Origin of the sequence: Dickeya parazeae Ech586, assembly GCF_000025065.1 — a bacterium.
Taxonomy (GTDB): domain Bacteria; phylum Pseudomonadota; class Gammaproteobacteria; order Enterobacterales; family Enterobacteriaceae; genus Dickeya; species Dickeya zeae.
The window spans coordinates 4,683,135-4,695,904 of record NC_013592.1 but is presented as its reverse complement, the minus strand read 5'-3'; the positions used below and the strand labels follow the sequence as shown (position 1 = coordinate 4,695,904).

The 12,770-nt window shown below is 58.1% G+C and carries 12 protein-coding genes; 8 read left to right on the top strand and 4 right to left on the bottom strand.

Annotated elements, in window-relative coordinates; translation table 11 throughout:
• The first annotated feature begins 86 nt into the window (after positions 1 to 86).
• The 3 genes from DD586_RS20485 to DD586_RS20475 all read left to right on the top strand — a co-directional run bounded on the left by DD586_RS20485 (position 87) and on the right by DD586_RS20475 (position 3,601).
• A complete protein-coding gene (locus tag DD586_RS20485) occupies positions 87 to 1,268 on the top strand; it encodes an MFS transporter (RefSeq protein WP_012886702.1) in 1,182 nt (393 codons plus the stop codon).
• A gap of 105 nt (positions 1,269 to 1,373) precedes the next feature.
• Positions 1,374 to 2,264, top strand: a complete 891-nt coding sequence (locus DD586_RS20480; RefSeq protein ID WP_012886701.1) for a LysR family transcriptional regulator — start codon at positions 1,374 to 1,376, stop codon at positions 2,262 to 2,264.
• Between the two features lie 167 nt (positions 2,265 to 2,431).
• Entirely contained in the window at positions 2,432 to 3,601 is a 1,170-nt protein-coding gene (locus DD586_RS20475) for an MFS transporter (RefSeq protein WP_041164690.1), read from the top strand.
• A gap of 97 nt (positions 3,602 to 3,698) precedes the next feature.
• Here the strand turns inward: DD586_RS20475 and DD586_RS20470 are convergent, their stop codons facing one another.
• The 3 genes from DD586_RS20470 to DD586_RS20460 all read right to left on the bottom strand — a co-directional run bounded on the left by DD586_RS20470 (position 3,699) and on the right by DD586_RS20460 (position 7,038).
• A complete protein-coding gene (locus DD586_RS20470; RefSeq protein ID WP_012886699.1) occupies positions 3,699 to 4,979 on the bottom strand; it encodes a histidine-type phosphatase in 1,281 nt (426 codons plus the stop codon).
• A 199-nt stretch (positions 4,980 to 5,178) separates the two neighbouring features.
• Positions 5,179 to 5,643, bottom strand: coding sequence for a GNAT family N-acetyltransferase (locus tag DD586_RS20465; RefSeq protein ID WP_012886698.1), 465 nt, complete (start codon positions 5,641 to 5,643; stop codon positions 5,179 to 5,181).
• Between the two features lie 24 nt (positions 5,644 to 5,667).
• On the bottom strand, positions 5,668 to 7,038 hold the full coding sequence (locus DD586_RS20460; protein WP_012886697.1) for a D-serine ammonia-lyase: 1,371 nt from the start codon (positions 7,036 to 7,038) through the stop codon (positions 5,668 to 5,670).
• A gap of 374 nt (positions 7,039 to 7,412) precedes the next feature.
• Between DD586_RS20460 and DD586_RS20455 the strand changes: the two genes are divergently transcribed.
• Together DD586_RS20455 and DD586_RS20450 are read left to right on the top strand one after the other, a co-directional pair.
• Positions 7,413 to 7,694 carry a hypothetical protein gene (locus DD586_RS20455; protein WP_012886696.1) on the top strand — a complete coding sequence of 94 codons (282 nt, stop codon included), beginning with the start codon at positions 7,413 to 7,415 and terminating at the stop codon, positions 7,692 to 7,694.
• Between the two features lie 176 nt (positions 7,695 to 7,870).
• Entirely contained in the window at positions 7,871 to 8,122 is a 252-nt protein-coding gene (locus DD586_RS20450; protein WP_012886695.1) for a YdgH/BhsA/McbA family protein, read from the top strand.
• Positions 8,123 to 8,180: 58 nt separating this feature from the next.
• Here DD586_RS20450 and DD586_RS20445 read toward each other — a convergent pair whose 3' ends face one another.
• Positions 8,181 to 9,284 carry an ROK family transcriptional regulator gene (locus tag DD586_RS20445; RefSeq protein WP_012886694.1) on the bottom strand — a complete coding sequence of 368 codons (1,104 nt, stop codon included), beginning with the start codon at positions 9,282 to 9,284 and terminating at the stop codon, positions 8,181 to 8,183.
• A gap of 102 nt (positions 9,285 to 9,386) precedes the next feature.
• Between DD586_RS20445 and DD586_RS20440 the strand changes: the two genes are divergently transcribed.
• From DD586_RS20440 to DD586_RS20430, 3 genes are read left to right on the top strand one after another with little or no spacing between them, the layout of a single operon-like run.
• Entirely contained in the window at positions 9,387 to 10,757 is a 1,371-nt protein-coding gene (locus tag DD586_RS20440; protein ID WP_012886693.1) for an ABC transporter substrate-binding protein, read from the top strand.
• 52 nt (positions 10,758 to 10,809) lie between these two features.
• Positions 10,810 to 11,727, top strand: coding sequence for a carbohydrate ABC transporter permease (locus DD586_RS20435; RefSeq protein ID WP_012886692.1), 918 nt, complete (start codon positions 10,810 to 10,812; stop codon positions 11,725 to 11,727).
• Positions 11,724 to 12,770, top strand: a complete 1,047-nt coding sequence (locus tag DD586_RS20430) for a carbohydrate ABC transporter permease (protein WP_012886691.1) — start codon at positions 11,724 to 11,726, stop codon at positions 12,768 to 12,770. The genes DD586_RS20435 and DD586_RS20430 overlap by 4 nt, the downstream gene beginning before the upstream one ends.

The following is a 12,770-nucleotide window of genomic DNA, read 5'->3' as shown; positions in this document are numbered from 1 at the left end:
ATGTGGATATCCCAAAGAGAAGACTGACATCCGCTATACTGAGCGCCCGATACGCAATGACAAAAATGACACAACGGAGAAAAAGCATGTCGACATCGCGCCGTGCGCATCAACTGGCGATTCTGGTGGTGATGACCAGCGCCTCGTTGGTGGGGCTGGTTCAGGGGTATTCCATCCCGCTGGTGACGTTGAAACTCACGGCGCTGGGATACGGTTCTGCACTAACCGGCATGATGTCCGCACTACCGGCGATAGGCGTGTTTGTCTCTTCGTGGGTAGCTGCACCGGTGGCTATGCGCCTGCCGGTTGGCCGGTTGCTGGCGTTGTCGACGTGGGGAATGGGGATAAGCCTGACGTTGTCGTTTTATCTCGATAATGTCGCGCTGCTGGCGGTTCCCCGTTTTATGATGGGGTTTTGCTGCGGCCTGATTATCGTCATTGGCGAATCCTGGGTCAGTGGCCATACCGCCGAGCATCGCCGTGGGGTGCTGGTCGGGTTGTACGCCACCGCGTTTACCGGCCTGCAACTGCTGGGGCCGTTGCTGATCTCTCTGACAGGGCTGGATGACCCGACTGGGTTGTTGCTGATTCTGGCGCTGCATGGCGTATGCCTGCTGATGGTGCCCGGTGCGTCATTTTCCCGGCTGGTGCTGAGCGCGCATCGGCAACATAACCTGTTTTCTTTGTTACTGTCCGCCCCTGCGCTGGCGATGGCGGTGTTCGCCTTCGCTTTTTTTGACGGCGCGGTACTGTCAATGTTGCCACTGTACGGCATGGCGCACGGTTACGAGGAGTCTCTGGCCGTGCTGCTGGTCACCGTGCTGTTTATCGGCGATGCCTTATTGCAAGTGCCATTGGGCTGGATATCCGACAAGTTGGGTACGGTACGGGTACACCTGGCCTGTGGCGGGATGTTCGTGCTGATGTTAGCGGGTTTGCCGTTTAGCTACGGCACTGGCTGGGTGTGGGCGAATGTTTTTGTGCTGGGTGCGGTAGCGGGCAGTATTTATACCTTGTCGCTGGTGCGGGCGGGTAAGTTGTTCAATGGCGTCGATTTGGTGGCGATCAACGCGTTGTTCGGTGTGTTGTGGGGCGTTGGCAGTTTTAGCGGGCCATTGGTGAGCGGTTCGCTGATGCAGTGGTACGGTCGTGATGGGCTCATCGTGATTCTGGTGTTACTGGGATTGCTGTTTCTGGCGGCTAACGCCTTGCCGACGATGACGACGCGCTACGCCGACAGAACAGCGAATCAGGAAGTGGCGGAGTAGTGCCGTAGTGGAGTAGTACTTTGGCGGAGTAGTACTGTGACAGACTAGTACTGTAGCGCACGAGTACTGCGAGTGTGCCGGGGTAGTGAATGACCGGAGGAGAAAATGGATCGTCTGGTAACGCTGGAAACCTTTGTCTGTGTGTACGAGTGCGGGTCTTTTTCTGCGGCGGCGAGCCGTCTGGGCATCGGTCAGCCAGCCATCTCCAAAGCTATTATGCAGCTTGAGCAGCAACTGGCCGTCAAATTGTTGCTGCGCTCCACCCGTGGCCTGACACCCACGGAAGCCGGACAGCAGTTTTATCGTCAGGTCGCTCCGGCACTGCGGCAATTGCAGGAGGCGCAGGATGCGGTGCGAGGCGGCAACGGTGAACTGAGCGGCTATTTGCGGGTGTCGGCACCGGTGACTTTCGCCCGGTTGCATGTCCTGCCTCATCTGCATACGTTTCTGTCGCAACATCCCAACCTGAAGGCCGACATCATTCTGGATGATCGTCCGGTGGATTTGATTGCCGAAGGTATTGACGTAGCGTTGCGAGTCGGTGACCTGAAAGACTCCGGATTGACTGCTCGAAAGATAGGATCGGCACCGATGCGGTTGCTGGCTACACCGGCGTATTTCGCGGCTCACGGCACACCAACATCACCCGACGCGCTGGAACACCATGATGCGGTTATCTACCTGCAAGATGAAGCGCCGGGTAGTGTTTGCTTTCAGAAGGGGGACAGGCAGCATAGGGTGACGCTGTCTGGGCGTATCCGTACTACGGCGGCGGAAGGCGTGCGGGAAGCGGTGCTGGCGGGCAATGGGCTGACGGTAGCCTCGGCGTGGATGTTTGCGCCAGAGCTGGCGAACGGTACGGTGGTCACCGCGCTGACCGACTGGCATATCGGTGTGAGGGATGTGTGGGCGGTTTACCCCGGCGGTCGGTTAACCTCAGTTCGTGCCCAGGCATTTACCGGGTTTGTGGCCCGCCATTTATCCACGCCTGCCTGAGTGTCCTTCCATCTATTCCATTCTGGAATAAATATTATGGCAAATAGCTATCTTCTGCGGTGAAGTCGCTTTCCCTATTCTGAGCCTGTCCCTTCTGTCGTACCGCGTGATGGTGCTTGCGGCCTGAGGGGAAAATGACCGTCAGACAGGCAACCACGGAGATAACCATGAGCACATTATCGTACAGCGATGACACCGTAAGAACGGGTAAGCCGCTGATTTTTGCGATGGCCGCCGCCAGTGGCGCAGCAGTCGCCAATATTTATTACAACCAGCCGATGCTTGGCCTTATCACCGCCAGTTTTCCTGGCAGCAGTGCGACATCCATGATCCCCACCGCCACCCAACTGGGTTACGCGTTGGGATTGCTGATGCTGGTACCACTGGGGGATAAATTTGAGCGTCGGCGGCTGATCGTCTGGCAATTTCTCCTGCTGGCATTGGCCTCAGTGCTGGCGGCGCTGGCACCATCGGCACCGGTGTTGCTGGCCGCGTCGGTATTGATTGGTGTGGGGGCGACGGTCGCTCAGCAGATTGTGCCGGTTGCCGCGACGATAGCGGGTGAAGGCCAGCGCGGCGCTGTGGTCGGTACGGTGATGAGCGGATTATTGAGCGGTATTTTGCTTAGCCGGACGCTGGCCGGGTTAGTGGCGGATGCCGCTGGCTGGCGCGCTATGTTCTGGCTAAGTGTACCGCTGGCGTTGGCCGGTGCGGTGCTGATGGGGCGTATGTTACCCGTGTTGTCGTCATCATCCGTGTTGTCCTGGCGTTCGTTGATGCGTTCGCTGCTGACGTTGTGGCGCGCAGAGCCGATGTTGCGTCGTGCAACCTGGATTCAGGGCGCGCTGTTCGCATCGTTTAGCGCGTTCTGGAGCATTCTGGCGCTGTATCTTGCTAGCGGCAGCCATCCGCTCGGTGCGGCAGCGGCAGGTTTGTTTGGCGTCATCGGTGTGGCGGGTATTACGGCGGCACCCGTGGCAGGACGGCTGGCGGACCGTATTGGCAGTCGGCCGGTGATTCTGCTGGGGGCGTTGCTGACGTTGCTGGCATGGGGCGTTATCGGTGTGTGGGGAACGGTGGCGGGCCTGATTATCGGCGTGGTGCTGCTGGACCTTGGGGTACAGAGCGCGTTGATTGCTCATCAACATGTGATTTATGGGCTTCAGCCTGCTGCGCGCGGTCGTATCAATACCTTGTTTATGGGCGGTATGTTCCTTGGCGGGGCGCTGGGGTCCAGCGGGGCGATGGCGGCCTGGCAGGCAGGCGGGTGGTTACCGGTGACGGTGTTTGCTGGCGGGGTGGCGTTGCTGGCGCTGGCAGCGGCCAGTCGTCGTTAATCACGGGCGGGACCCGCCCGTGATGGCCATACAGGTACGACAATTTACCGGTACGACAACTCGATACCGGTACGGCAACTCGACGTGTGGCGTGCTCTTACGGCGTATAGCGCACTGGCAGCAGCGCGGTACGGTCCACCGCGTCGTTAAGGCGCTTCATCACCGCGTCATATGGACACAGGGTGCCGACGTCGGTTTTCTGGCAGTCGGCCATCGAGAACTCGCTGCGTAACGGCGGGTGGCTGTCATCCAGCGCCGCTAGCCCACGAATCTGATCCAGCGATTGTGCCTGGAAATAGATACGCACCAGCCGCTGACCAGACTGCTGATTGCGCCAGCGTTCGAAGATAAGGCTACCTGCGGGCGGGATATTGCCGCGCGGATAGTCGCCCATCTGCCAGGTAAAGCCCAGCATCGTACGCAGTTTGGCGATGTTGGTGTCATGCGCCACATACAGTAGCCATTTGACATCTGGTGGGACATCAGCCTGATGCTCGGTGTTTAGCGCCAGCGCTATCTGGTTCATCAGTACCGACGCACCGCGGCGTGCCATGTAGGGCAGATCGTTGGTGAAATCGTAATTGGCGGTCAGAAGTGGCATCAGCGCTGCCACCTCTGCGGCGGTTTTAGCATGACCGAAGGCCACCTCGCTGAGCGGATTATTGTTGCTGTAGGACAGCCGGATAGTCTCCGCGATGTTAGCCAGCGCCTCAGGGCCGTGCAGAGAAATATTCCCTTTTTTACTCTCTTTCACTTCCCAGGGCGTACTGAACGCCGGGCAGGGTTTATCCGGCAGGCAGACTGCCTGTTTCAGACGATCGATAGCCGGTTGCCATTGCGCCTGAATTTGCGCGGCGCTTTTGTCCTGCATCGCGTTTTGCAGGTCGGCTTTCACCTGCTGCTGATCGAGCTTCACGCCCGCCGCCTCGGCATGAAACAGCGGGTCGTTGTCTTCATCCTCAGGGCCTTGTACCGCCACACCACAGCCGGGGAACACGCCATCCATCAGCGCCATTGCAGTTTCTCGCGTGCGTTGTAGCGGACTGGCCCAGACGAACACGTCGCCGGGAGCCGGACAAGCCTGACTCAGTAACCCATGCTGACGGAGGTACTGCCCCTCGTAGTGCCCTTTTAACACTGCTGCCGCGTAGCCGTGACCGGTCAGCTCGCCGTACTGCGTCAACCAGGTCGGCCACTGGCGATCGGTGCCTTCCTGAATGGTTTTAACATTGCCTTTCGTCGGCGGGCGGACACCGTGGCGACTGACTTCCACCACTTTTTCCAGCGTCCAGCCTGACGACGGGGTGTCTGCCTGTGCCCCCATCCAGGGAAGTGCCGAGAGCAGCAGCCCGGCGATGATCTTGCGTGTGAATACCATAATGAGTCCTCAGGTACCTGTCTTTTAGTCGCCACCAGAGTGACATGACGGCGGCAGCGGGAAACCTATTTTTCTATCTAATAAACAAGGATTTTCTTTCAATCTGTAAACGAAATTATTGCAGGAAAAATATCGCTGCCACTTTCGGGTAGGTCACGGTAACGAAAGAAAAAACCGAGATGTGTCGAAAACCATGGCATCACAGCGTCAGGCGCATCGTGGTCAATGCCAGTCCCTGATTGCCAAATGGGGTGGTGGCCGTGGCGTGAAAGCCGAGTGACTGATAACAGCGCAGCGCACTGTGATTATGGCTAAACACTGATAGCGACACCGTGTGGGCCTGATAGTGCTGCGCTGCGCGGTGGATAGTCGCCCGCAACATCTCTTGTGCCAGCCCTCGCCCACGGTAGGCCGGGTCGATAAACACCCGACACAGGCGGCTATGACCCGGTTCCACCTGATTGAGCTCGACAAACCCCACCATATCGCCCTGATGTTCGAACAGGTATGGTGCAAACTGGGGATGTACCAGATGCTCGGCAATTTGTGTGGCCGTAAGCGGAAACGAGTAGCTGGGGCCACCCCACAACAGATTCAGCTCAGCGCTGTCTATCCAGCGAATCAGCCGTGGGTAATCTGCCGGTGTAAAATCGATAAGAGGCATGAGCAGTGTGTCCTTTGTGCTTATTTACGGCGTTGTCGACTGGCGACAGGCGGCACCCGCTTGCAGGTAGTGCGCCATTTCGTCTTCCGGCACCATGCCGCCGCCGGTGGCCCAGATAACATGCGTGCCTTGCTGACAACGCAGTGGTGTGAGCGGGGCACGCTGGCGGTAGCCCTGATTTTCCTGCAACAGACGCAGAAAGCCCGGCGCGCCTGCCAGTGCCGACGGCTCCAGCAGAATCTGTTGCGTGTCGTGCATGGTATGTAGCAATGCCAGCATCTCGTCATCCGTCAGCGTGTAGTAACCATCGATGAGTCGTTGCATGGCTTTGCCGACAAAACCGGAAGGACGACCGACCGCCAGCCCGTCGGCGGCGGTACGGTTACTGATGCCGAAATCCTGCACCGCCAGCTTGTCGAGCAGGCCGGTGTAAACGCCCATCAGCATGCAGGGTGATTCGGTGGGTTCGGCAAAAATACAGTGTACGTGATCGCCAAACGCCAGCTTTAACCCAAAGCTGATGCCGCCGGGCGCACCGCCGACGCCGCACGGCAGGTAAACGAAGAGCGGATGATCGATGTCCACCACCCGGCCTTGTGCGGCAAACTGTGCTTTTAGTCGCTCGCCTGCTACGGCGTAGCCAAGAAACAGCGAGGTGGAGTTTTCATCGTCGATAAAGTGGCACAGTGGGTCGGACTGGGCTTCCCGGCGACCTTGCGCCACCGCCTGACCGTAGTCGCCATCGTATTCCACTACTCGCACACCGTGTGTGCGTAACCGGTCTTTTTTCCACTGCCGGGCGTCGGCGGACATATGTACGGTGGTGTCAAAACCCAGCCGGGCGCTGGTGATGCCGATAGACATACCCAGATTGCCGGTGGAGCCGACAGCGACTTTATGGCGGCGGAAACACCGTTGGCAGTCGTCGTCCAGTAAGCGACGATAATCATCGCTTTCGCGCAACAAACCGTGACGCAACGCCAGTTGTTCCGCATGGAACAGTACCTCGTAAATACCGCCGCGGGCTTTAACGGACCCCGCGACCGGTAAGTGACTGTCCAGCTTCAGCAACACCGCTGGCGGTGTATCCAAACCAGCCTGTCGGGCGATCGCCGCCGCGAATGTCGGCACCGCCACCAGCTCGGACTCGATGATGCCGCCACTGGCTTGCAGTTCCGGAAAGGCTTGTTGCAGAAAGGGGGCGAATCGCTGTAACCGCTGACTGGCATCGGTCACATCGGCGTGGGTGAGCGGCACATCACGCAAGGCTTCATGTACGGATGCGGCGGCCGGGTTAAACCAGCATACCGGCTGGCGACTCACCAGGGGTGCCAGTAGTGGAAAGTCGTGGAACCATTGCTGCAACGTTTTACCGTGCAAGGCATCACCTGTCATCGTGGTCTCCTGTCTGCATCGTTTTTCCTGTCCTGTTATTTATCATGCCCGTATTGACGGGGTTTTGCCCGCCAGCGTGGTGGCTGAGATACTATTTTTATGATTTTCCTTTTTTTAATCATATTGATAGGTGTTTGGGTTCTCTATACAGAATTTTTATACCCACACAAACGGCTTTTACGACAAATTTACCGTCTGGCTCGTAATCTGATGACGTGTCCCCGGGTGGGGCGACGTCAACCAAAGGCGGGCTGAACGTCGTATCGGGGGCGAAATAATGGGCTTTGATACAGCTCAGGTACGCTGTGCGGCAGGTTCATTTCAGGGGGAGTGAGTCTGCCATAGCGCACCCCCCAATGGGGGAGGACGTCACCATGAACGTCACTAAACTAGCGGCAGGCGGCATACTCATGCTGCTGCCATTATACGGGCTGGCTATCGCACCTTATCCGGCTGATGGCAGCCATGAATTCACCGAGGCGCAGCGAGCGGAAATCCGGCGGATCGTGATGGAATCACTGCTGGCGCACCCGTCCAATGGGACGGTGAACACGTCGGCGACGATGAGCGGCGGCTGTGTGCCGTCACATCCGAAAGCGGATAACGGCAAGCGCAGTCCGTGCGTCGACATGCGGTGGGTGTGCCCGCCGCAGTAAGTCTGGCGGAAGATATGGCGATCAGATAACGCTGAATTTTATTCAAAAAAATTGACAGTTATGCGCAAATAAACCCGATTTTAACGCTGCGATAACAGGTCTATTATCACTTCCATCGAAAGCGAAGACGCTTTCAACGAGAAAGTTAACCGAATTCAACGTGAAGGATATAGACCATGAACGCTATCAAAAATATTGTTGCAGTTATCGCTCTGACTACCGCTTCTTTCGGCACCTTCGCCGCGACAGAAGTGCAGCACTCAGCCAGCCAGTCCATCGGTACCGTCAGCGCCAGCGCCAATACCCTGGATGGTCTGCAGGCTAACCTGTCTGAAAAAGCGAGTGCCGTCGGTGCCAAATCGTTCCGCATCATCTCCGCTACTGGCAGTGATAACCAACTGCGCGGTGTGGCTGAACTCTATAACTGATAACCGGTTTATCGTTATCATGCGCAACAATGGCCGCCTTCGGGCGGCTTTGTTGTTTTCAGTACTGGCTCAATGCCAGCGCAGCAGCACCGAAAGCGGCGCTATTTTGTGTGGGTAATGTGGAAAGGCGTACCGGCGGCAGCGTGAGCGGTGCGTCATCGTCTGGTGCCGGTACCTGAGCCATGACGGCGGTTTGCAAACCGGCCATGAACGGGGTGGGCAGAGTGCCGCCCAGATAGAGGCTGGGTGGGTCGAGCAGCGCGGTGACGGCATAGAGTAGCGGATACAGTTCGCCCGCCGCGCGTTGAACCCAGCGCACTCCGGCGGGTGAGGCTGCCAGTGCCTGCCAGTTGACGTCGGCAGTTATGGCGGGCAGCGGTTCGCCTGCCGCCAACAGGTAATCCTGTAGATCGTCAAACGACGGGCGTGATTGCGCGCGCGTGCGCAGTGCGCCTATCTCACCGGCGTTACCCAGTCGGCCGCGGTGGAGCTCACCGTTGAAGATCAGGGCACCGCCAATCCCTTTACCGATATACAGGTAAAAAAAACTGTCATCCGGGGCAGCGGAGCCAAAATGCAGTTCACCGATGGCGGCGCAGTTGGCGTCGTTTTCCACCAGCACCGGGCAGCCCAGCCGCTCACTCAATTGCCGGGCGATGTCGACCCCACGCCAGGCCGCCAGACCGGGTGCGATCCACACCGGCATAGCACCGCCGTCAAAGCGGGCGGGCAGCGCCAGGCTGACGGCCAGCAGTCGCTCGCGTGCCTGTGGTAGCGCATCAAGCTGGGTATTAATCGCATTGGACAGTGTGTCCGCGACTGACGCCACCATCCGGAAATCGCCACGCAAGGTGGTTTGTGCCACGGATTGCCCGGCGTAATCCATCAGGATCAGGCAAATCAGGTCGTATTCCGCGTACACCCCCAGCACATAGCCCGCCTGAGCCGCCGGTCGCAGGTTGATTTGCGGCGGGCCGCGCCGCCCTTGCGCCCGATCGCTTTCTTCCAGCAGGCCAAGGTTGAACATGTCTCTGGTCATCATACTGACGGCGGCGGTCGTCAGGCCGCTGGCGGCGGCCAATGCGCTGCGTGACAGGCTGCCCGAGCGGCGCAGTAACCCCAGCAGCTTGCGGTGGGTGGTGGTGAGTTCTCGCTTTTCCATGGGTACCGTTGTCCCGGTTCTGTCCGGTTTCCTTCACACGTCTGCAATATAATTAAGCTACTTAATTAATTCGTCAACCCCAATAACAGGATGGTGGTACCCGTGCGTAAACTTGTCTCGTTATCTCTGACGGCGTTACTGGTGAGCGGGCTAATGGCCCACACGGCGGTAGCGGATGTTATCAAACTCAAGCTCTGGACCCTGAATGACAGAAACGCGCCGATGCGCACCGTCAATATTGAAGAGGCGGCGGCGGTGCTCAACCAGCAATTTGCCGATGCGGGTGTGGATCGCAAAATCGTTATCGATACCCATGCCAGCGCGGTACAGGGCTGGGATGATCTGGCGCTGGATACGCTGAAAGCCTTTGGTGTGAATCAGGGGCCGGATATTGTGCTGCTGCCGCACGAGTGGATTGGCGAGTTTGCCCGCAATGGTTACGCCATGCCGATGGAGGCGCAAATCAAAGCGAACCCGTGGGTGTACGCCGATATTCTGCCGGTATTGTGGGAGGCGATGAAGTATCAGGGCAAGGTGTACGGCATACCGCAGGATGCTGAAATTCGCATGTTTTTCTATAACAAGGACATGCTGCGCAAGATAGGCAAAGACGAGACGTTTATCGATAGCCTGCCTGCCCGTGTCGACAGCGGTGAGTTCACGCTGGATGACCTGACGGCGCTGGCTAAAGAGGTGGTTGACCGTCAGGTGGCGCCCATCGGCATGTTGCACCGCCCCAATGTCGGTATCGATTACCTGATGGTGTTTGCCGCGTGCGGTGCCAGATTTATGGATGAGAAGACTGGCAAACTGTTATTTGCGAAAAAAGAAACCCAGGCGGCTCTCGGCTGGTATGCCCGCAATGTCGCAGCAGGTGTCACGCCGACTGATAACACCGCCATGAGCTGGGACGCTATCCAGACGGCGTTCAAGCAGGAAAAAGCCTTCCTGTTCCATCAGGGGATCTGGGCGATGGCCTGGCAGGTGAACGATAACTTTGGCCCGGCGTGGCCTGCCGATAAAGCAGGGTACACCCACAAGATTGGCTGGATAGCCGCCCCGGCGTTGGTGAAAGGCGGTAAACCCGCCAACCTGTCGCACCCTATCGCTTACGTGGTCAGCAACAAGAGCCAGTATAAGGATCTGGCGGCACAGTTGGTGGCTATCGCCAGCCTGCCTTACTACAACAATCGCCACGACATCAGCTCCTATCACACCGCTATCAGCCACGCTCAGGCCGCCATGCCACAGTACACCGATAATTGGGCGCTGAGCGAAGCTGGCAAGATGATGAAAAACATTACCTTTGTGCCGAATCATGCCCGGTTTGGCGACTATAACCGTGTGCTGTTTAAAGGCTTGCAGGCGGTGGAAACCAAACGGATGACGCCAGCGCAGGCGGTGGACTTTATTGCCGACGAACTGGAAACCCAGTTGGGCAAGGATGTGGAAATCGTCGATAGCCTGCATTGATGGCAGGTGTCGTGGGCGCGGGTGTTATCCGCGTTGATGAACGAGGTGGCGTATGTCTGTGACGTTGTCGAACCGCACGGCCGGGGTACATCCGGCGCGCTGGCTGGCCCCGGCTATCTCGGTGCTGGTGGTGTTTTTTGTCGCGCCCATGCTGCTCAATCTGGTGATTGCGTTTAGTGATATGGGCAGCAACGTGCAGATAAGCGCGTTTGGTACCGACAACCTGATGCGGTTGCTGGTGTCGGACAAGCGCCTGCCCGCTATCTTGCTGACCACGTTGGTGTATGTGGTCAGTACGTTGCTGTTGTTCAACCTGGGGCTGGGGATTGTGCTGGCGATTGCCACCACGGCGGTACCGCCAGCGCTGGGGGCATTGTTTCGCGGTATCTGGTTTTTGCCGCGTATTTCCCCCTCGGTGTTGTACGCGCTGTTGTGGATTTGGGCGGCAGACCCATCGCCCCACAGCCTGATCAATCAGGTGGTGGTGGGGGTGTTCGGGTTGCCGCCACTCAACCTGCGTAATGACCATCCGATGGTGTTGATTGTGGTGGCTAACGGTCTGGTGGGTGCGTCTTTTGCCATGGTGATCCTTGCCTCCACCATTCGCGCTATTCCGGCTCACCTGTGGCATGCCGCACGTGTTGATGGTGCTGGCGAATGGTCGGTGATTCGTCATGTGGTGCTGCCAGCGTTAAAAAGCCCGGTGTGCTTTATTGCGCTGTATCAGGCGCTGTCGCTGATGGTGACCTACGAGTACATCCTGCTGATTACCGGCGGTGGCCCGGTGTACGACACCACCACCTATGCACTTTATATCTACCGGCGGGCATTCGAGTCCGGCGCTTATGGCTATGGCGCTATGCTGGCACTGGGGTTGATGGTCTTCGGCGGGCTGCTGACGTTGTTGCAGTGGCGGATGATGAACATGCGTGCGCAGTTTTCTCCGCCACGTATAGAGGTGATGCGATGACGACGATGAACACGGTTGACTGGGCGCGTCAGGCGGCGCGTTCGCGCTGGAATCGGGTGGGATTTCTGGCGAGCGTGGTGCTGTTTCTGACGTTGGTATCGATACCGATTGTGACGCCGTACCTGTGGCTGTTGGCCATCTCGTTTACCCACCGCGATGGTGGCAGCGAGTATCAGGTGCTGTGGCGATTACTGACGATTGCCGCGCTGGCATACGCCTTGTTGCTGGCGATCGCCTGGCGGGCGCGTACCGAACAGCATGCCCGTCGTTTGCGCTGGCTGGTTGGTCTGGCGGCATTACTGGTGGGCGGCTTGTGGGTCGCTCCCGAACTGACATTCCACAACTACCGTTTTTTATGGAACCCGGATGTGCAGGCTACCGGTGTACAGAGCGGTACGTTGCCGTCTGTCTGGACGGCGTTGGGCAATTCGCTGCTGTTTGCGACCGGCCATACGGTGTTGGTGACTGTACTGGCGGTACCTGCCGCCTATGCCTTATCCCGGCTTGGCTTTCGACGGCGCGAAGGGGTGCTGAAAGCCTTGTTATTGCTGCACGCCTTTCCGGTGATGGCGCTGACGGTGGCGATTTTTATTCAGCTCTACTGGATGGGGCTGCTCAACAGCCTGTGGGGTGTGATGCTGGTGATGTGCGCCCTTGAGCTACCGTTCGCCATTTTCGTGATGAAGAATTTTTTCGACGGCGTGTCGTGGGACATCGAAATGAGCGCCATTACCGACGGTGCCAGTCGTTTTCAGGCATTCCGGCTGGTGGTATTGCCACAAGTGACCGGCGGCATCATCGCTATCGCCACCTTTGCCTTTTTGCGCGGCTGGGAGGAGTACATTTTTGTGCGCACCCTGCTGATTGACAGCAGCAGGATGACCATGAGCCTGTACCTGTTCTGGGCATCGCAAGACAGTATGGGCGCGGATTCCGGGCTTATTGCTGCCGTTGGCGTCGTCTATATCCTGCCGGTACTGGCGTTGTACCTGTTAACCCAACAATACCTGACGCAGATGAGCGTCGGCGGAATTAAAGGCTGA